Genomic DNA, 20,552 nt, shown 5'->3' on the forward strand with positions numbered 1-20,552 from the left:
ATGTAATGATTGCCTTTTTATTAAAATGATAATTGTCGAACAAACAGGGTACCCCTTGTAAGGGGTACCCTGTTATTGTATTGAAAGCACTAGCAATACCTATTCGGTTAAGCCTCTAAACTTTCTTTATATTCCAAATATTCATCATAAGTGGATAAGCGGTCGATTAGCTTCCCTTCTGGCGTAACCTCGATAATGCGGTTCGCAATTGTCTGGATAAACTGATGGTCATAAGAAGCAAACAAAATGACCCCTTTAAAGTCAATCAACCCGTTATTGACAGCGGTAATAGATTCCAGATCTAAATGGTTCGTTGGCTGGTCTAATACCAACACATTGGAGTGAAACATCATCATACGGGAAAGCATACAGCGGACTTTCTCCCCACCGGATAAAACATTAACTGGTTTGTAAACGTCATCTCCAGAAAACAACATTTTCCCTAAAAAACTACGCAAATAGGTTTCTGTATCATCGGTGGAATATTGTTTTAACCAATTTAATAGGCTATCCTCACAGCCATCAAAATAACTATTATTATCCTTTGGAAAATAGGATTGGGTTGTTGTCCCACCCCATTTATATCTTCCCTGGTCTGCGTCCAATTCTCCCATTAGGATTTGAAACAGCGCTGTAATCGCCAGCTCATTTTCTCCAACAAATGCGACTTTGTCCCCTTTATTTAAGCGGAATGAAATATTGTCCAACAGCAACTGTCCATCCATAGTTTTGGATAAGCCTTCTACTTCCAGGATTTCCTTTCCTGGTTCCCGCTCCATCTCAAACCCAACATAAGGGTATCGGCGGGAGGAAGCTGGCATTTCTTCCACGGCCAGTTTTTCCAGCAGTTTACGGCGGGAAGTCGCCTGCTTGGATTTGGACTTATTAGCGGAAAAGCGCTGGATAAAGTTTTGCAGTTCTTTGATTTTGTCCTCTTTTTTCTTATTCTGGTCTTTGATCATCCGCTGCATCAGTTGGCTGGATTCATACCAAAAGTCATAGTTCCCCACATAAATTTTAATTTGGGTATAATCTACATCCACAATATGGGTGCATACATTGTTTAAAAAATGACGGTCATGAGATACCACAATTACAGTGCCTTCATAATCCATCAAAAAGTCCTCCAGCCATTGGATGGATTCCACATCCAAGTGGTTGGTAGGCTCGTCCAGCAGGATAATATCCGGCTGGCCAAATAATGCCCGCGCCAACAGGATTTTTACTTTCTCCTTATCCCCCAAGCTTCCCATCTGTTCATAGAGCAGGTCAGTACTCAGACGCAATCCTTGCAGGATTTTTCCCGCATCCGTTTCCGCATCCCATCCGTTCAGTTCTGCAAATTCTGCTTCCAGTTCAGCAGCCAAATCCCCATCTTCTTCACTGAAATCCTCTTTGGCATACAAAGCATCTTTTTGCTGCATCACTTCGTATAAACGTGGATTCCCCTGAATAATCGTATCTAGCACAGAGAATTCATCATACGCAAAATGGTCCTGTTTTAACACAGACATTCTGGTATTCTTTTGAATGGAAACCTCACCGGTAGAAGGCTCCAAATCGCCGGATAAAATACGCAAAAAGGTAGATTTTCCGGCGCCATTCGCCCCAATTACCCCATAGCAGTTCCCTGCCGCGAACTTTAAATCCACATGGGAAAATAAATTTTGCCCATCAAAATTAATACTAACATTGGATACAGTAATCATATTGAATTCCTTTCTTTTTTCTATCGAAAACAGTATTAGAATAATCCATTGATAAACAGGGTCTATTGTAACATAAAATAAACTTGTTTTCCAGAGCAATACTGGAAAAAGAATAGAAACATTGTACAATCAGTTTTATTTCTATTTGTACAACTTAACTATTTTAATAGGATTATTAGATTTTTTGCCAATATACATTGACAGACGAGGTATTATATGATTTAATGTATAATAGAAAAAGGAGGTACGGTCATGTCAATTGCATCTGATTTAATCCGAGGCCATACAGATACTATCATTCTGGCCCACCTCTTAAAAGAAGATAGTTATGGTTATCGGATCAACAAAGAAATCCAACGCAAAACAGCAAACCAATATGAACTAAAAGAAGCTACATTGTATACTGCTTTCCGCCGTCTGGAGGATGCTGGTTACATCTGTTCCTATTGGGGGAATGAAACTACTGGAGCAAGGCGGAGATACTATACTATTACGCCAGAAGGTAAGCAGGCTTATTACAGGCTAAAAGAAGAGTGGAATCATTCTAAAAAACTAATTGACCTATTAATAGAAAACGAAGAAAGTGAGGGGAAGTCATCATGGAAAACAAATTAAGGGCATATATGGAAGAACTATTTTCTGAAGTAACTCCAACCAAACAAGCAGTTGAACTAAAAGAGGAAATCCTGCAAAATTTAATGGATAAATATCACGATTTGCTGGCAGAAGGCAAATCTCCAGAAGCCGCCTATAATATCGCGGTTGCCAGTATTGGGGATACAGATGAACTCCTTTCCACATTAAAACAGGGGACGCAAACTTTTTCCCAAGAGCAACTGGAAAATCGACGTAAAAAATCCGCTATCCTAATTTCCATATCCGTTATGTTATATATTCTCAGTGTAATCCCTGTTATTTTATTTGAACAATTTGGATATGAAATAATTGGTGTTAGCTTAATGTTTATCATGGTGGCAATTGCGACAGGTCTCATTATTTATAATGCCATGACAAAACCCAAATATCTCAAAAAAGATGATAGCATGGTAGAAGAATTCAAAGAGTGGAAAACCAACCAATATAGCCCAAACCGTTCTGCGATGAAGGCAATTAACAGCGCAATCTGGTCAATAACAGTAGTGATTTATATGATAATCAGCTTTACCACATTTGCCTGGCATATTACATGGGTTCTCTTTTTAATCGCTGCTGCTGTACAAGGAGTAGTAAAGGCCGTGTTTGAATTAAGGAGGTAGTACAATGGGTCAACAAAAAAACACCTCAGCTATCATCCGGATTGTAGCCTATTCTTGCACAGCTATTATACTAATTGTAATATTAGTCCTCAGCTTGTTTGGAAGAATCCCATTTGTTCCAGGCGTGAATTGGAATTTCGGTGGAAATTACGCCAATTCGGAACAGTATCAGATTGGTTCCAATGAACTAACACTAACTGACATGACAGAATTGGAGGTAAACTGGATGGATGGCACTATTACCATTCTTCCTTACGATGGAACAACTGTACAGTTTTCCGAGACTAATGCCCAGAATTTAGCCCCAAAGGATCAATTACACTATTTATACAAAGATGGAAAATTAACCATACAATATAAGGGGGCTAAACATTTCCCATTCCTGTTTGGCAGTATCAATGGAAAAGGAAAAAGCCTGGAAATTAAGCTCCCCAAAAGCATTGCGGAACATCTAAACGAATGCAGTATAGATAGTGTATCCTCCAAAATTGACATTTCGGGGATCCGAACAGAAAAAATCTTGTTGAATACTACTTCTGGGGATTCAAAATTGAGAGAATGCGCAACAGGTGCCCTATCTGCAGATTCTGTCAGTGGAAGTATACAAGGGGAACAAGTGGTAGTAAATGAAAAAATGGATGTAGATACCACGAGCGGAAACGTTATCCTTTCTGGTTCTATACGAGATGTTGAATTTGATAGTGTTTCAGGAGAGTTAAACCTCACTTCCCAAGTGTGTCCTGATCAAATTACAACAGATACTGTTAGTGGAAAAGTTACTGTTTCCATTCCGGAAAATGATGGTTTCTGCTATTACAAAGATACAGTGAGTGGTAAACTACAATGTGATTTTTCTGTTACCCAGGAAGAGGATAAAGGCAACTATAAAAATGGAAAGTCTGAATTTTCATTTAATTCCTTAAGCGGAGATATTACAATTAAAAAAGTCGGATAGAAAGAGAGATTTTATATCTAGTATGTTTTCGCCTTGAATAAGGGATAATGTATAAACAAGTTCACATATCAACATGATGTATGATGGCGGTTTCAAAATAGAAAAACTGGCTTTTTAGGGAACATCCTATGAAAGAATCAGTAATTTTTTCACTCAGCAATCTATCATAACAGCTAGCAAATATGTTTTATGTTGTATTACATGTTCAACAATAAGCTTTTTCCACTTTTTCAATATCTTATCCACTATTTCTCTTAGAAACCCTATAGAAAAAGCGAATCACAATGAAAATGGCAGATTCTTAATCGAATCTGCCATTTTATCATTACGCGCTTACTTCGGATGTTTTATCGAACTGAGAGTTATACAGGTTTTCATAGAAACCATGCTGTGCCATTAATTCTTCATGGTTCCCCTGTTCAATAATATCTCCGTCTTTCATGACCAAAATCATATCTGCATCCCGTATGGTAGACAAACGATGGGCAATGACAAAGCTGGTCCTGCCTTTCATCAGGTTATCCATTGCCTTTTGAATTTGTACCTCTGTACGGGTATCAACCGAGCTGGTCGCTTCGTCCAAAATCAAGATTTTTGGGTCCGCTAATATGGCTCGGGCAATGGTCAACAACTGCTTCTGTCCTTGAGATACGTTGCTTGCGTCTTCATTTAATACCATATTGTACCCATCTGGCAATGTGGATATAAAATGATGCACATGGGCTGCTTTCGCCGCTTCGATTACTTCTTCATCTGTAGCATCTAAACGGCCATAACGGATATTTTCCATAATGGTTCCATTAAATAACCAGGTATCCTGCAATACCATCCCAAACAATTTACGAAGGTCACTGCGGTTAAAGTCCTTAATATCGTATCCATCCACTAAAATCGCACCTTGATTAACATCATAGAACCGCATCAACAGTTTTACCATCGTGGTTTTTCCAGCACCAGTTGGTCCTACAATTGCCACTTTCTGTCCTGGTTCTACCATTGCGCAGAAATCATGGATAATGGTTTTATCTGGGCGGTATCCAAAATTAACATGAGCGAACTGGACACTTCCCTGTAATTCGGTAATTGGATTTGGATGTTCTGCGAACTGATCTTCTTCCTCCTCTTCCAAGAATTCAAAGACACGTTCTGCTGCAGCACCGGTTGCCTGTAACAGGTTCGTTACCTGGGCAATCTGGTTGATTGGTTGAGTGAATGTTTTTACATATTGGATAAAGGATTGAATATTACCAACGGTAATGGTCTGGTTAATTGCTAGCCATCCTCCCAATACAGCAACCGCAACATAGCCTAAGTTTCCAATAAAAGTCATGATTGGCATCATCATACCAGATAAAAACTGGGATTTCCATGCGGAACTATAGAGTGTATCATTCATTTGGTTAAACTCGTCTGTAACACCTTTTTCATTATTAAACGCTTTTACAATGTTCTGTCCGCCATATACTTCTTCTACCTGACCATTAACATGCCCTAAATATTCCTGTTGGGAACGGAAATATTTTTGAGAATGCTTTACAATGATTGAAATACATCCCATGGAGATTGGTAAAATCAGCAATGCCACTACTGTCATCAACCAGCTAATGGAAAACATCATCACCAAAATACCAATGAGCAATGTAATCGAGGTAATCAACTGGGTCAAACTCTGGTTTAAGCTCTGACCTAAGGTATCAATATCATTGGTTACACGGGACAACACTTCACCGTGGGTTTTGGTATCAAAATATTTCATTGGCAATCGGTTGATTTTCTCAGAAATTTCTTTTCTCATCCGATAAGAAACAGTTTGGGAAACTTTTGTCATAATAAAGCCCTGTAGAAAGGCAAACAGCATACTAACAATATATAGGCCCAGCAAAAAGATTAGAATCTGACCAACTTTTCCAAAATCAATTCCTGCTCCACCAGAGAGTTTCCCAACAATACCATTGAATACCTCAGTGGTAGCATTCCCTAATATTTTTGGCCCTACAATGGAAAAGACAGTACTACCAATCGCAAACACAAAAACAACTAAAATGGCGATTTTAAATTTTCCAAGGTATTTCATCAACTTTTTGATGGTACCCTTTAAATCTTTTGCCTTTTCACCGGAACCCATTCCGCCTGCGCCATGAGGCCCCATTGGACCAACTCTTCTTTTATTATTACTCATGATCCAACTCCTCCTCTGATAACTGGGATGAAGCAATCTGGCGGTATACCTCACAAGTTTGCATCAATTCCTTATGAGTGCCTTTTCCTACAATCTTTCCTTCATCCAGCACTAAAATTTGTTCTGCATTTAAAATGGTACTAATACGCTGCGCTACAATAATAACAGTGCTGTTTCCAGTTTGTTTTTTCAGCGCTTTCCGCAAGGCAACATCTGTTTTAAAGTCCAACGCAGAAAAACTATCATCAAACAGATAAATTTTCGGATTTTTCGCAATCGCACGGGCGATGGAAAGACGCTGTTTTTGTCCGCCAGATACGTTAGTACCCCCTTCGGCGATAGGAGCATCGTATTCTTTCGGCAGTTTATCAATAAATTCCGTTGCCTGAGCAATTTCAGCCGCCTTTTTCGCATGTTCTGTATCTTCTTCCGGAACGCCATAGTTAATATTGGATTGAACAGTTCCAGTAAACAAAACACCCTTTTGTGGTACGTATCCCAACTGATCCCTTAAAAAGTGCTGAGAAATCTCTTTTATATCAACACCATCCAATAAAACTTGGCCCTCTGTTACATCATAAAAACGCGGAATCAGATTTAACAGCGTGGATTTCCCACTTCCAGTACTACCAATAATAGCAGTAGTCTGCCCTGGTTTCGCAGTAAAGGAAATATGGGAAAGAGCGTCTTCCGAAGCATTTGGGTAACGGAAAGAAACATCCTGGAATGTCAGTTCCCCTTTTACCTGATCCAATTTTTCTGGAGCCTTAACGTCTTTGATACAGACATCAGTGTCCAATACTTCCTGGATACGGTTTGCTGCAACCGAAGCACGGGGTAACATAACCGAAATCATGGAAATCATCAAGAATGCCATAATAATCTGCATGGTATACTGGATATAAGCCATCATATCCCCTACCTGCATGGTACCGGCATCTACCCCTTGGCTGCCTACCCATACGACTAAAATAGCGATAGAGTTCATAATAAACATCATAGCTGGCATCATACAGGACATCACACGGTTTACAAACAGGTTCGTCCCTGTCAAATCCTTATTTGCTTTGTCAAACCGTTTTTCTTCATATTTTTGGGTGATAAATGCACGGATAACGGGCAAACCAGTTAAGATTTCCCGGGTAACTAGGTTCAAGCGGTCCACCAACTTTTGCATTTTCTTAAATTTTGGCATCGCTACCGCAAACATAATTCCTACAATTACCAGAATTGCAAGAACCGCTATTCCTATTACCCAAGTCATGGAGCCGTTGGTCCCTGTTACCTTTAACACACCGCCAACGCCAATAATCGGGGCATAGAACACAATACGAAGCAGCATTACCATCACCAGCTGGATCTGCTGGATATCGTTGGTGCTTCTGGTAATTAAAGAAGCGGTAGAAAAATGGTCTAATTCAGTGTTGGAGAAGGATACTACCTTGGTGAATACTTGTTTCCTCAATTCTCTGGAAAGGGATGCGGCAACCCGTGCTGCCAAGAAAGTTACAATAACTGTTGCCAACATACTCGTTAGAGCAATGCCCAACATCTGCAAACCGGAAAAAATAATATAGTGGATTTGCATCGTGCCTGTATCTAAACCGATGGCATCATATTCCGCTTTTATCCCTGGAATAGCGCTTTGGGCTAGAATGCTATCTGGCATATCATCGAATTGTTTCCCCATTTCCTCCAATATTGCTTGCATCTGCTGCTCAGGAACTAGTTCAAGAATATCCCATAAATTAGTGGCATTTTGTAGTGCTTGAGGCGGAATAGCTGCTGTTAGCTGGGAAAACATCTGCTGCATTTTTTCTGCGTTTTCACTGGTTTGAGAACTATCTTCCTGGTTTAAGGAAGCCTGGTTGATCGAATCATTAATCAGCACAGGTTTTGCCAACATTGTTTCCAAATCAGAAAGTTCCTGTTCGGAAAGTTTATTTCTTTTAAAAAAAGTTTCTATGGCCAAATCTGGATTCTGTTCCAATTGCTCATCGAACAATTCCTGTTTATAATACTTTGTTTTTTGGAACTCTTCCTGAGATAATTCTGTATAACTATTATCTAATTGCTGCTTTTGGTCTTGGGTTAAAAACAAACCCAAATGGTCTTTAGTCGTTTTACTTAAATATTCTGGGGCAGCGGATTCAATCCCATTTTGTTGAATCCCTACATTAACGATAACTGATGTATAATCTGGCAGAGCTAGGTCACACATTGCCTGCACAACCAATAAAGCTAGTATTGCCAAGATTGGAATGATAGAGCGTTTTAGATACTTAATCAATTTTAGCATAGGCTAATGTTCCTTTCGTTTATTGTGATTTTGAAGCAAAGGAACAAAACGCATCTTTTCCAGAAACATCTTTCAAGTTTTTTCGGATACGAATTAAAAACTCGTTAAATTCTGTTAACTCTTCTTTCGAAAAACCCTGAAAAGCCTCATTTTCCAGATAAAAATGGCTTCGTTCTAGTTTTTTTATTACATCTTTTCCTTGTTCGGTTAAAAATATCCTGGAAATACGTTGGTCATGTTCATCCTGTTTTTTGTAAATCAGGTTTAATTTTTCCATCCTTTGGATTGTAACCGTAACAGTAGGCGGTTTCACGCAAAGGTGCTCCGCAATCTCTTTTTGACTCAATCCTTGCTGATGAAACAGCAGTTTTAAAACAGGTACTTGGCCGGGGTGTACCCCCAACTCTTTTACAATAGTAAAGGAGCGGCTAAAATAAAGGTGCATAATCTGCCCTACCATAAACCGTGGGTCTTCCAATCAAATTCACCTCCCAAAATTAATTCGTTGACTAAATATATAGTATGCTTATTGCACGAAATAGTCAACATACATTTATGCAGTTTAACAAATTATTCATGGAAAATTAATTCGTCAACGAACTAATTTTTGACTGTATCTTAATAAACAACTTTAACTTTTTATTATCAGCAATTTTGCTTTTAACATAAATTTTTCTATTTAATATCATTTTTTGGTGCTCTATATTGATAAATAATGAGTATGAATTTCATAATCAATAAAGCGATTTTATATCCCAAATGAACTGATTGAACTATTTCATTTATCGATATTAATCTAGCTAAATTGATTTTCATATTGTAATTTTATCCAGCTGTAAAATATTTTTTTTAATTTTTATTCTTATAAAAAAGAGCTATTCAAACGATGAATAGCTCTTTTTTCCTATTTAATTCATAAAATTTCTTGGTTTACTAAAAAATCATTTTCAATTCTTTGCCGTTGTAGTTGGAATCTTGTCAACCAAACTTAACATTCCCTAAAGTTCAGAATTTTTTGTTCTTTAAAAGTAACGGATGGATGCTTTTACTTTTCCTAGAATTTCTACATGGTCTACCAGGATCGGATCCATAGTAGAGTTTTGTGGTTGCAAACGGTAACCGCCGTTTTCCTTATAAAAAGTTTTAATTGTTGCCTCATCATCAATTAACGCTGCCACGATTTCACCATTTTCTGCTACAGGGGTTTTTTCAATAATCACAACATCTCCGTCAAAAATGCCAGCTTCAATCATACTTTCCCCTCTTACTTTCAGGGCAAAGTGTTCTTTGTTCCGGCTAAAAGAACTGGAAAACGGAATATAGGTCTCGATATTTTGGATGGCAGTAATGGGCTCCCCTGCAGTAATTGTACCTACCAATGGAATTAAAGTGGCATCAGAACCTGGTATACGCAAAGTACGGGTCAGGTTACTATCTTTTTCTACTAATCCCTGTTCCACTAAAATGGAAACATATTTGTGCGCGGTAGAGGTGGATTTGATCCCTAAATCTTTACAGATTTCTCGAATAGTTGGGGGAATCCCATCTTGGCAGCGTTGTTGTATATATTGGTAAATTTCTTCATTATAATTTCGTTTCAAAACAATCCCTCCAATCAATCTAGTTGTTTTGACATTGCGATATGGGGACAAAATTCATCAAAATAGCAGTCCCCTTCCGCCCGGTATCCCATGGATTCATAAAACCCCTGAATCCTGAGCTGTGCGCTTAAATGGGAGGAATGTCCTCCTAGTACTTGGATTTGTTTTTCACACTCCTCTACGGCAATGCGACCAACACCGTGTTTTCGATAAGGAGGTATCACACAAACCCTTCCAATCATCCATTTATCATCTTGCTGAAAAATTCTTGCTGTTGCAATGGGATTCTCCCCTGCCTGAATTAACAGATGGTATGCGGTTTCATCTATTTCATCAAATTCGTTTTCGAAACCCTGTTCTTTTACAAATACTTGTTCCCTGATTTGAAAGCATTTGGTTTTGTCCTGTTGTGGTTCAATCCATGTCACCAAAAATTGTTGTGTTTGCAACGGAATACCCCTTTATCGTGTTTTTTTCTATTAAATATAGGATACCATATCTATTCTTGAAAATCAAACAAATGTTTGTAAATATTCGTTCTTTGTTGGGGATCTACCGGATAATGGTGGGCAAGAAGATGCACTCGCTTGTAAAACCAAATTTATAAAAAATTTTTTAATCATTTATTGCAATATTGTTTTTTTAAAATTGCAAAAACCAAAAATAAAAGCTTTTCCGTTTTTACAGTTTGTCAAAAAAACTTTTTGTGATAATATGGTTTTTATGTGAAACTAACGTTTCTTTGCAAAATTTAAATAAGAATCTAAATTTTATTGATTTTCCTCTTGATTTTCGGAGGTTGAAAGGTTATAATCTAAATTGTAGATCAAATCATTTAACTAAAGAAAGGATGGCAAAACCCATGGCTTTTAAAAGTACATATTTGGCAAACGTATACGAAACCGTTTGCAAAAGAAATCCTAATGAACCAGAATTTTTGCAAGCTGTAAGAGAAGTTCTTGAATCTTTGGAATTGGTAGTAGAAAAAAACCCAGAAATCGAAAAAACTGGTGTAATCGATAGAATTGTAGAACCAGAACGTTTTATTCAGTTCCGTGTTTCTTGGGTTGACGATAACGGTAACGTTCAGGTAAATCGTGGCTTCCGTGTACAGTTCAACTCCGCAATTGGCCCTTACAAAGGCGGTTTGCGTTTCCATCCAACTGTTTGTGCTTCCGTTATCAAATTTTTGGGCTTTGAACAAATCTTTAAAAACAGCTTGACAACCCTGCCAATGGGCGGTGGTAAAGGTGGTTCTGATTTCGATCCAAAAGGAAAATCCGATGGGGAAATCATGCGTTTTTGCCAGAGCTTTATGACAGAATTGAGCAAACATATTGGTGCTGATACTGACGTTCCTGCTGGTGACATCGGCGTAGGTGCCCGTGAAATTGGCTTTATGTTTGGCCAATATAAACGTTTACGCAACGAATTTACTGGCGTATTAACCGGAAAAGGCTTGACTTATGGTGGTTCCTTGACAAGAACAGAAGCAACAGGTTATGGACTGTGCTACTTCACACAAGAAATGTTAACCCATATGGCAAACACTTCTTTTGAAGGTAAAACTGTTGTTATCTCCGGTTCTGGTAACGTTGCTATCTATGCAACCCAAAAAGCAACTGAACTAGGTGCAAAAGTAGTAGCTCTGTCTGACTCCCAGGGTTACGTATACGATCCAGAAGGAATCAAACTGGACGTTGTAAAACAAATTAAAGAAGTGGAAAGAGGAAGAATCTCCGAATACGCAAAACGCGTTCCTTCCGCTACTTATACAGAAGGCTGCCGTGGCATTTGGAGCATTAAATGTGATATTGCTCTGCCATGTGCTACCCAGAACGAATTAAATGGCGAAGAAGCAAAACAGCTGATTGCAAACGGTGTTATGGCTGTAGCAGAAGGTGCAAACATGCCTTCTACTCCAGAAGCTGTTGAAGCATTCCAGGCTGCTGGCGTTCTGTTCGGACCTGCTAAAGCTGCTAATGCTGGCGGTGTTGCTTGCTCTGGTTTGGAAATGAGCCAGAACTCCATGCGTTATGGCTGGACCTTTGAAGAAGTAGACGCAAAATTGCAAAGTATCATGAAAGATATCTTCAAAGCTTCTTATGAAGCTGCAAAAGAATACGGCGTAGATGGCAACCTGGTTGCTGGTGCTAACATTGCAGGATTTAACAAAGTTGCAAACGCTATGATTGCTCAAGGCGTTGCATATTAATGTAATCTCTCATAAATAGATTAGACCTTCAGGGAAATAACCTGAAGGTCTATTTTTGTATAACGGAACACCACAAATAAATGGACAGTATTTTTACAGAATAAAATTCAGTCCGTTTTAGGTGTCCGTATGATAACCACTTAACTTCCTGAAAGGACTACACCTGCTCACTGGTAATTTTAAAAACTAAAATAAAGAGTTATACACTGAAAAAATCATTGTCCTTAATATGGGTATGTTAATTTTTAGTATCATTTCTAGCAGGATAAAAGACCGTTTGTTGGCACAATTGAGGTAAATTAGCTTATCAACATTTTTATAGGGAATTGTTGATAAGCTTTTTGTTTTATCCAGTGTTGTTATGACAAATGTGAAAAACAATAGGATAAATTATAATACTGTAAAGCGTTTTCGATATTCCAAGGGAGAAATGTGGTATTTCTCATGGAAAATACGGAAAAAATATGCTGTTTCAAATCCGGAACGGTCGATAATTTCCTGAATCGGACGATCAGTATGGGTCAGCAGGTAGGTTGCCCGTTCCATGCGGATCTGTCTCCTAAAACTAGAAAAACTTTGGTTAGTATATTGTTTGAGCAAGCGGCTTAAATATTGGGGATTATAATGGAATTGTTCCGCAGTTTTTTCTAAGGTGGCAGTAGAACAGTTTTCAATGATGTAGGAGAGGATCTCAGATATTTTAGGGTGGCATACTTGCTGGATACTGTTTTCATCCAGATAGTTCTGGTAAGCGGTTAACAAATCGGAAAAAAGGATCATCAAATATCCGTTGAGTTTTAAAAAGTATTGGTTTCCTGTTTCTGCGTACTCTTTTATCAGCTGTAAGACAGATTGATCAATGGTATTACATAACTGTTTGGAAAACAGCAAATAGCTTTCTTCCTGGTTTTTTTCAAATAAAGAATTGATTAGAAAGTGGTTAAAAGGGTTATCGTGGCTTAAAATTTCCTGTGCCAGCCGTTGGAATAACGTTTTTTTCACAAGAATATTAAAAATAATATTACAATCGCCTTCAACCTGCAATTGATGCGCTGCATTTGGGGTGAGTAAGCATAGATCCCCTTGCTTTAAATTTAATTCTTTTACCGTTTGACAGGAGTCAATATAGTTTGTTACTTTACCTTGGTAAACATAAATCATTTCGTAAAAATCGTGTTTATGGAAAGGTGTTTTTTTCTTATCTTGTGGTAAATTAGGTAATCTCTCCTTTACCTGGGAAAGGGAAAGATGCATATTGATAAAAATTTCTGCATCTGAATCAAAAAAAGAACTTTGCTGAAGAATATCAACTCCATTTTCCTGTAAAGAAAATTGATCCATGCGGGAAGCGTTAAACAAAAATCGGTCAATTGTGATATGATATATTTTTTCAATAAATGGTTCCATCATTTACTTCCCCCTTTAAAAATATACCAAAAAACAACCTAAAAGGTATGTTTTTTAAATATCTATTTATTTGCTAAAATGATATTATAAATATATCAACTTTTAGTAATATTAACTGTTTTTGATATTATAAAGCAATCATTTGGGTTTGTCAATGGCTGCTAAGTTGAAATTTATATTTCAGGAAGGAAAATAAAGATGAAGAAACAATGGAAGCAGGCAAAGAAACTACTTGCTGTTTTAACTGCATTGGCATTGGGCGCTAGTATTTTAACCGGTCCTGCACAGGCAACAGAAACCAAAGTATCGGATTTTGTAGCTGGCTTTACCAATGTAAGCAATGAAGCAAAACCGCAAATCCGTTACTGGTGGCCCAACGGGCTGGTGGACGAAACAGAAATCCGTTCCCAAATACAATCCATTGCAAATGCCGGATTTGGAGGTGCGGAAATCATTTGCAAAGGCAGTTCTTTTGACGGGGAAGATGGAACCAGCTGGGGCAGTGATAACTGGCTAGCCAGTATGGAGATTGCTTTGGACGAAGCAAAACATCTTGGGCTGCATTTAACGTTCACTATTTCATCTGGATGGCCAGCTGTCACACCTGCAATTCAAAGTTGTGATAACCCTCTGGCAATCAAACAGATTGGGTATGGAAAGACCGAAGCGATTGCATCTGGGCAACAATACAACGGGGCAATTCCTGCCCCGGAGGTTCAGACCAATACAGATAGCTTGCTGGCTGTGGTTGCTGTGCAGTTGGATGAATCAGTGCAAACCGCCGAGACACAGTATATAAAAGAGGATTCCTTTACTGTACTGACCAGCCAGGTTAACCAGCAGGATAATACCATCCAATGGACCGCTCCGGATCAGGGGAATTGGATTATCCTATCATTTTATATGCAGAGCGCCAGCGATGAAGAATATCCACCAATCGACCATTTTAGCAAAGAGGCCACAAAAGCTTTAACAGATTATTGGGATACCAGGATGATTACCTGGGGGGATGAGAAAAATCAAATTGTAGATGGAATCTTTGAGGATTCTTTGGAACTTTCCCCTGATTATCTTTGGACGCCAAAATTGTTGGAAGAGTTCAAAGACCGGCGTGGATATGATTTAACACCATATTTGCCGTTGATTTTTGTCCCCGGATTACATTTTGATACTAACAACCGTCCATCAACCGATGATCCCGCTGTTTTTGATACCCAAAGCACAATGGGAGAACGTGTACGGATGGATTACTACCAAACTCTAACTGATTTGTATACCGAAAACCATATTGAATCATTACAGCAATGGTGCGAAAGCCATGGATGGGATTATCGTGGCCAAGTAGCTTACGGTGCTCCAATGGAAATGACTCAATCTGCTGCACAGGCTGGGATTGCGGAAACAGAATCCTTATATTTTGCGAAATTGCCCGGGAATGGATCCCCTAAATTAATGGATTCTGGAACAAGGGATGGATACCGGATGCAGACAGGTATGGTAAACCTAACTGGAAAAGAAGTTTATTCTTCTGAACTTTCACCATTACGCAGCGGAGCATATGAACAAAGTACCTCTGATTTATTGAATATGATCAATTCCAATATGGCTGCTGGCGTAAACCTTTCTGTAGTCCATGGATATAGTAACAATGGCGTTTACCAAGGCAAATACGAAGGCAACTGGGGCGGCTATGATGGAATGAGTGGATTTTTCTCTAATTCATGGGACAAAACACCTGATTTTACCCAGTTCGCGGATAGTATGGGGTATGTTGCCAGAAATCAGTATGTTTTGCGGCAGGGTCACCAGGATGTGGATATTGCCTATTACCGCTTTGAATACTTTGAGGTTCAGGTAATTGAGGATATGGTAACTCCTGATCTGGAAGAAAACGGCTATTCCTATGATTTTGTCAGCCCTTATTTGTTAAACCTGGATACAGCAAATGCCAAAGATGGTGTGATTGCGCCAGAGGGTCCATCCTATAAGGCATTAGTAGTTGATAACGAGGACTACATGCCTCTTGATACAGCGAAAAAAATGCTATCTTACCTTGACCAAGGTGTTAAATTATTCTTTATTGGGAAAACACCTTCTATGACACCGTCTTATGGGGATTCAATGGAGGATAGCCAACTGATAGCAGTAATGGAACAAATCAAGAACCATGCCAACACTACTTTGTTGGATACAGAAACCCAGTTGGTTTCCGCTTTAAAAGGCGCAGGCATTATGCCAGATACCCAGTACCAGTCCGCCAATGAATTGTCCAGCTACCACAATGTAGATGGAAACAATGATTATTACTATTTGTATAATCCATCCTCCCAGCCAATCACCCAAACCATTACATTTGATGCTGAAGGAACCCCATATGAACTGAATGCATGGGATGGTAGTATCCAGCCTGTTGCCCTTTACCAGCAGAAATCAGGCCAAACAACTATAACCGTGACAGTACCGGCTTACGGAACCTGTTTATACGCATTCACATCCGACCAATTGACAGAATATCCAATCCCTTCGGTGCATGCAGTTCAGAGCGATTGTGAAGTTGATTACAATGAGGATGGTGAACTAGTTGCAGTCTTAGAGGACAACGAAACACATACTGTTGTGCTCAGTGATGGGACCGTAAAAACAGTAACAGGGAAAGGGCAACACCAGCCTGTTTCGATCAATAGCTGGACACTTTCAGTAGAAAGTTGGCATCCTGGTGATGATCCATCCAACAACGCCATCATTGCAAAAACAATGTTGGAGCCGGTTTCGATGGAAACCCTCATCCCATGGCGTGATATCCGAGGGATGGAGAATGTATCCGGTATTGGTAGATACTCAACAACAGTGACAATGGAAACCGTTGCAGACCATGTTGTATTCGATTTAGGAAAAGTTGCAAACAGCAGTTTCCGCATTGCGGTAAATGGGATGGACTTACCACCAGCTAACCAATTCGATACCAAAGTAGACCTTGCCCCTTACTTACGGCAAGGCGAAAATACCATTACGGTTACTACAGCGAGTACATTGATTAACGCAGCATTGGTAAATGGTTTAATCAGCCCAATTTGGCAGTTTACTGGAGATGCAGAGCCAGTTCCACAGGATTATGGTATGCTGGGCAACCAAGGCAAGGTACAGTTGAACGACCTGGAAGAAATTGTTTTGGTGGAGCAAACAGGGGAAACAAATTATGGTGATCAAAATAAATCACAGGAACTAATCCCTCAAACGGGTGATTCCACTTTGAGTTTCCTGTTTGTAATTGGTACAGTGACAGCATTAGGATTGATTCTCGGACTTAAACGGAAAAAATATTAGCTAATAACGAACTTATACCTATCCCAGCGCAATGAAGCTATAAAACAGATAACTTACAAATTTTTTAGATTGTAATAAATAATGCTCTATTATTAGATTTTCTTATATTGTACTAATTAATATAAAACGTCACATTTTATGGTGAAATAAAATCATAAAATGTGACGTTTTTGTTTTAGTTGGTTTCTATTTCCATAGTGTCCATCTGCTCTTTGGTAACTCCATTTTTTGCCCCATAGCGGATCCAATATTTTGTGGATGCTTTTAAATAGGTTTCTTTAGAGATGGGCATAGTAACTTGAAATGATAAGCTTTGATGGGATGCCACCGACTTCACCAATTGTTTTATTTTCCTTTTAACCAAAAACCGAAATGGAGTATTTAAGATTGCCTCTCCGCCTCCTATACACAGCACAGACAAAAAAGGATACCCTTGCTGTTTACAAAACAGCTTTATCATTTCAACCGCAATTTGGTTCTGTTCTGGTTCCAGAAAACCGCAGTTGACAACCATACTGATCCTTGGTTTTTGTTTTGGCGGATGCTGCTCCAGTGTTTTTAAAAAGTTGTGGAGTGTGACAGGGATACTATCCACATATAGTGGAAACACCAACAAAACATCGGTATAATGGGCCATATCCTCACAAATCTCCGTATGGTTTTTTGGTGTAATATTGACTTTGGAGGATTCTCCATTCCAGTATTTTTGGAATAGGGCCACATACTGCTTAGAATTGGATTTCGGTGCCCTGGGGCTTCCGTTTATAATCAAAAGTTTTCCCATTTTTCCACCTCTCGTATTATCGCTTGTTCCAGTTCTTCTTTGAAAACAAATAAAACTTTATGTGTTTGAAACCGCATATTATAAGCGTTTCTAGCAACCAGACGCTGAAACAAATCCTGTTCTTCCCTATTATCACAGCCATAGGCGATGATAACAGCATTTTTTTCCACAACATCCCTTTGCATATGGTGGGTTTCCCCATGATGTAATTGGATAAACGCCTTTTGAATAGGGATTGCCCGCTCCAACATGGTTTTCATGATGGCATCATATGTTCCAAATTTTACTCTACTCACATAAATAATATTTTCACTCTTCGCAATCAAGGGATAAACTTTTGTAGCGTCATCCCGGATGACACATTTTCCAGGTGTTTTGGTCCAGCATCCAAAACATCCAATACAGTTTTTTATATTTAATTGGGATAGGTCAAGATACCGATTGGTCTTGTTATCAACAAACGGCAGATTGACAGGACAGTCGGTTAACAATAGATTCATATTGACACCTCACTTTTTGCGTTTCCCTGATAGAAAAATTATCATATCAGACTGTTTTACATTGTACCGCTGTTTTGTATCGTAACAGGTACGTTGAACTATGGCTAATATTCCTTTAAAATAATAGGTTTATTTTAAAGTGTAACATATCCAAAAGGAAAAATCATTTCCATTTCGTAAAACTGGTTAAAATAATGTATTTTTATGGAATAAAAATTTTACCTCTTATTATATTGACAAAACAATATTATATGATATATAATATTGTTAAACTAATAAAAAGGAGTGTGAAACATGGCTTTTCCAATTAGTGCATCCTTATTGGACGCCTGTGTATTAGCTGCCTTAAGCCGTGGGGACGCCTATGGCTACAGCTTAACACAGCAGATTAAACAAACAATTGATGTTTCGGAATCCACTTTGTACCCAGTACTTCGACGGCTACAAAAAGAAAAATTCCTCGCTACATACGATCAGCCTATGGATGGACGGAACCGAAGATATTACAAGATTACCGTAGAAGGACAGGAAAGGCTGACGCTGTATCTACAGGAATGGGACGATTATAAAAAAGCAATAGAATCTATTTTATTAGGGGAGGTTTTGGGTGATGATGAATAAAGAACAATTTTTAGCCCGCCTTGAAAAACGGTTGCGCCGTATTCCACAAGAGGAACGGGAAAATATAATGCTTTATTACCAAGAATATTTTGAGGAAGCTGGCCCAGAACAGGAACAGGAAGTTATCCAAGAGTTGGGCTCCCCAGACCAGATTGCTGCGGATATGATTGGTGAATTTGCGGTAAAAGAGTTGAATAAAGGTTCCAATAAGGGGCTCCATATTCTATGGATTGTCATTTTAGCTATTTTTGCTTCCCCGATCGCAATACCAATTGCGGTTGCGATGGTATCGATAATCCTCGCTTTAGCGGTATGCGCCTTTGCCATTGTTCTTTCTATCGGGATCACTGCAATTGGTATGGTGGCAATGGGGATTTTTACTTCGGTGGTCGCCTTAATGCTGATTGCTTCGGATCCGGCAACTTGTTTGTTTTTCTTGGGAATTGGATTGTTGTGCGGAACGATTGGTATGGCTCTTTGCGTTTTTACAATATGGCTGAGCAAACAGCTGGTACGTGGCCTTGTAACACTATCAAAAAAATTCTTATCCCACAGGAGAGGTAAATCATGTACAAAATAAAACAGATCATTGGTGCTTTCATAGGGATTGGATGCATTTCCATTTTATTATTTGGATGGTTTCTAAAACAAGGAATGCAATATATTAAAAAGCCAATCCATCATTTACAGAAAGGAGTTATGGAACGATGAAACGATCCATGAAAATAGTATGGACAGTAATTGGAGTTATATTTGGGGTAGGCCTCATTCTAACAGCTATCGGATATACCATGGGGGCAAGTAAACATATTGTATTAAATACCACAGGGGTCCATGCCATAAAAGGCGACACGAAGGTCATAAGCGATCAACAACAGTTAGAAAAGTTTACCAGTATTTCGATTGATACAAGATCCGCTTCTGTAAAATTAGAACCATCCGACCATTACGGAATTGAAACCCATTATCAAGACAATAACGAAACCATTACCTGGGAAATCAAGGATGGCTGCCTCACAGTACAGCAATCAGAAAACTACCTCGGTTTGAATTGGGATTTTTCCTTTATAAACGCAGGGGCACCCTATTATTGGGGTGAGGTTACAATTTATTATCCATCGGACGCCAATTTTCAAATAACTACTGTTGTATCCGGTGGAAATATTACCATTGCAGGGTTAAAAACAGATGGATTAACACTAGAAGGTGATTCAGCTACCTTTGATTTACAGGATGTAACTACAACACAATGGGAAAATAAATTGGATACCAGTGATATATCTGCCAATCATGTCACTACTACAAAACTAGTCCATATTACCAACAATGGGGATACTTCTTTTTCCAACTGCATGTTTGAAATGATAGAAGGTTCTATAGAAGATGGAAATCTTGATATGGTATCCTGCCAAACAAAAGGAATGCAGATCATCAATCACTATGGAGACATGGACTTAACAGGTGATTTTCAGGGTATAACCAGTTTAAATGCCGTTGAAGGCGATGTTACCCTCCATCCTACCATGGATTCCTCCTCCTATGGATATCAATTGGAATCCGCGGAAGGTTGTGTGGAAATCAACGGTATCGAGCAACCTCAAAGTATTTCTCAAAATATGTCCAGTCAAAATCAAATTCGAGCAACAGTGGAGTACGGCGATATTTCGATTGCTGTCTCCTCCCATTAGAAAACAGGTGAATC

General features: G+C 38.8%; 18 protein-coding genes. 9 read left to right on the top strand and 9 right to left on the bottom strand.

The window, feature by feature from the left end; translation table 11 throughout:
- Positions 1–107: 107 nt before the first annotated feature.
- Positions 108–1,709 carry an ABC-F family ATP-binding cassette domain-containing protein gene (locus H8Z77_RS08765; protein ID WP_186996776.1) on the bottom strand — a complete coding sequence of 534 codons (1,602 nt, stop codon included), beginning with the start codon at positions 1,707–1,709 and terminating at the stop codon, positions 108–110.
- Positions 1,710–1,961: 252 nt separating this feature from the next.
- On the opposite strand from H8Z77_RS08765, the gene H8Z77_RS08770 reads away from it, so the two are divergent.
- Genes H8Z77_RS08770 through H8Z77_RS08780 form a run of 3 tightly spaced genes read left to right on the top strand, consistent with a single transcriptional unit; the run spans position 1,962 to position 3,920 of the window.
- Positions 1,962–2,324, top strand: a complete 363-nt coding sequence (locus H8Z77_RS08770; RefSeq protein WP_069987620.1) for a PadR family transcriptional regulator — start codon at positions 1,962–1,964, stop codon at positions 2,322–2,324.
- Positions 2,309–2,965 (top strand): permease prefix domain 1-containing protein, encoded by a 657-nt coding sequence (locus tag H8Z77_RS08775; RefSeq protein ID WP_186996777.1) that lies wholly within the window; start codon positions 2,309–2,311, stop codon positions 2,963–2,965. Before H8Z77_RS08770 ends, H8Z77_RS08775 begins: the two co-directional genes overlap by 16 nt.
- Before the next feature lie 4 nt (positions 2,966–2,969).
- Complete coding sequence (locus H8Z77_RS08780; protein ID WP_186996778.1) at positions 2,970–3,920, top strand: DUF4097 family beta strand repeat-containing protein; 951 nt, start codon at positions 2,970–2,972, stop codon at positions 3,918–3,920.
- 325 nt (positions 3,921–4,245) lie between these two features.
- On the opposite strand, the gene H8Z77_RS08785 is transcribed toward H8Z77_RS08780, so the two are convergent.
- The 5 genes from H8Z77_RS08785 to H8Z77_RS08805 all read right to left on the bottom strand — a co-directional run bounded on the left by H8Z77_RS08785 (position 4,246) and on the right by H8Z77_RS08805 (position 10,448).
- The gene (locus H8Z77_RS08785) at positions 4,246–6,099 is read right to left on the bottom strand and encodes an ABC transporter ATP-binding protein (RefSeq protein WP_186996779.1); all 1,854 of its coding nucleotides are present in this window, start codon (positions 6,097–6,099) and stop codon (positions 4,246–4,248) included.
- On the bottom strand, positions 6,092–8,398 hold the full coding sequence (locus H8Z77_RS08790; protein ID WP_186996780.1) for an ABC transporter ATP-binding protein: 2,307 nt from the start codon (positions 8,396–8,398) through the stop codon (positions 6,092–6,094). Before H8Z77_RS08790 ends, H8Z77_RS08785 begins: the two co-directional genes overlap by 8 nt.
- 19 nt (positions 8,399–8,417) lie before the next feature.
- The gene (locus tag H8Z77_RS08795) at positions 8,418–8,876 is read right to left on the bottom strand and encodes a MarR family winged helix-turn-helix transcriptional regulator (RefSeq protein WP_083256376.1); all 459 of its coding nucleotides are present in this window, start codon (positions 8,874–8,876) and stop codon (positions 8,418–8,420) included.
- Positions 8,877–9,420: 544 nt separating this feature from the next.
- Positions 9,421–9,999 carry a transcriptional repressor LexA gene (gene lexA / locus H8Z77_RS08800; protein ID WP_069987610.1) on the bottom strand — a complete coding sequence of 193 codons (579 nt, stop codon included), beginning with the start codon at positions 9,997–9,999 and terminating at the stop codon, positions 9,421–9,423.
- 14 nt (positions 10,000–10,013) lie between these two features.
- A complete protein-coding gene (locus H8Z77_RS08805; protein WP_207726006.1) occupies positions 10,014–10,448 on the bottom strand; it encodes a GNAT family N-acetyltransferase in 435 nt (144 codons plus the stop codon).
- Between the two features lie 413 nt (positions 10,449–10,861).
- Here H8Z77_RS08805 and gdhA point away from each other — a divergent pair, with 413 nt between their 5' ends.
- On the top strand, positions 10,862–12,214 hold the full coding sequence (gdhA, locus tag H8Z77_RS08810) for an NADP-specific glutamate dehydrogenase (protein ID WP_069987608.1): 1,353 nt from the start codon (positions 10,862–10,864) through the stop codon (positions 12,212–12,214).
- Between the two features lie 390 nt (positions 12,215–12,604).
- Here gdhA and H8Z77_RS08815 read toward each other — a convergent pair whose 3' ends face one another.
- Entirely contained in the window at positions 12,605–13,624 is a 1,020-nt protein-coding gene (locus tag H8Z77_RS08815) for an AraC family transcriptional regulator (protein ID WP_069987606.1), read from the bottom strand.
- Between the two features lie 195 nt (positions 13,625–13,819).
- On the opposite strand from H8Z77_RS08815, the gene H8Z77_RS08820 reads away from it, so the two are divergent.
- Positions 13,820–16,945, top strand: a complete 3,126-nt coding sequence (locus tag H8Z77_RS08820; protein WP_186996781.1) for a glycosyl hydrolase — start codon at positions 13,820–13,822, stop codon at positions 16,943–16,945.
- Between the two features lie 175 nt (positions 16,946–17,120).
- Here the strand turns inward: H8Z77_RS08820 and H8Z77_RS08825 are convergent, their stop codons facing one another.
- Positions 17,121–17,729 (bottom strand): hypothetical protein, encoded by a 609-nt coding sequence (locus H8Z77_RS08825; protein WP_069987602.1) that lies wholly within the window; start codon positions 17,727–17,729, stop codon positions 17,121–17,123.
- Positions 17,714–18,229 carry a flavodoxin family protein gene (locus H8Z77_RS08830; RefSeq protein ID WP_069987600.1) on the bottom strand — a complete coding sequence of 172 codons (516 nt, stop codon included), beginning with the start codon at positions 18,227–18,229 and terminating at the stop codon, positions 17,714–17,716. The genes H8Z77_RS08825 and H8Z77_RS08830 overlap by 16 nt, the downstream gene beginning before the upstream one ends.
- Before the next feature lie 294 nt (positions 18,230–18,523).
- Here H8Z77_RS08830 and H8Z77_RS08835 point away from each other — a divergent pair, with 294 nt between their 5' ends.
- From H8Z77_RS08835 to H8Z77_RS08850, 4 genes are read left to right on the top strand one after another with little or no spacing between them, the layout of a single operon-like run.
- Positions 18,524–18,850 carry a PadR family transcriptional regulator gene (locus tag H8Z77_RS08835; RefSeq protein WP_069987598.1) on the top strand — a complete coding sequence of 109 codons (327 nt, stop codon included), beginning with the start codon at positions 18,524–18,526 and terminating at the stop codon, positions 18,848–18,850.
- On the top strand, positions 18,840–19,430 hold the full coding sequence (locus H8Z77_RS08840) for a DUF1700 domain-containing protein (RefSeq protein WP_186996782.1): 591 nt from the start codon (positions 18,840–18,842) through the stop codon (positions 19,428–19,430). The genes H8Z77_RS08835 and H8Z77_RS08840 overlap by 11 nt, the downstream gene beginning before the upstream one ends.
- Positions 19,418–19,561 carry a hypothetical protein gene (locus H8Z77_RS08845; RefSeq protein WP_159427352.1) on the top strand — a complete coding sequence of 48 codons (144 nt, stop codon included), beginning with the start codon at positions 19,418–19,420 and terminating at the stop codon, positions 19,559–19,561. Before H8Z77_RS08840 ends, H8Z77_RS08845 begins: the two co-directional genes overlap by 13 nt.
- Entirely contained in the window at positions 19,558–20,538 is a 981-nt protein-coding gene (locus H8Z77_RS08850; RefSeq protein WP_186996783.1) for a DUF4097 family beta strand repeat-containing protein, read from the top strand. The genes H8Z77_RS08845 and H8Z77_RS08850 overlap by 4 nt, the downstream gene beginning before the upstream one ends.
- The last annotated feature ends 14 nt before the right edge of the window (positions 20,539–20,552 follow it).

The organism is Clostridium facile (assembly GCF_014297275.1).
In the GTDB taxonomy this organism is placed as follows: Bacteria; Bacillota; Clostridia; order Oscillospirales; family Ruminococcaceae; genus Massilioclostridium; species Massilioclostridium facile.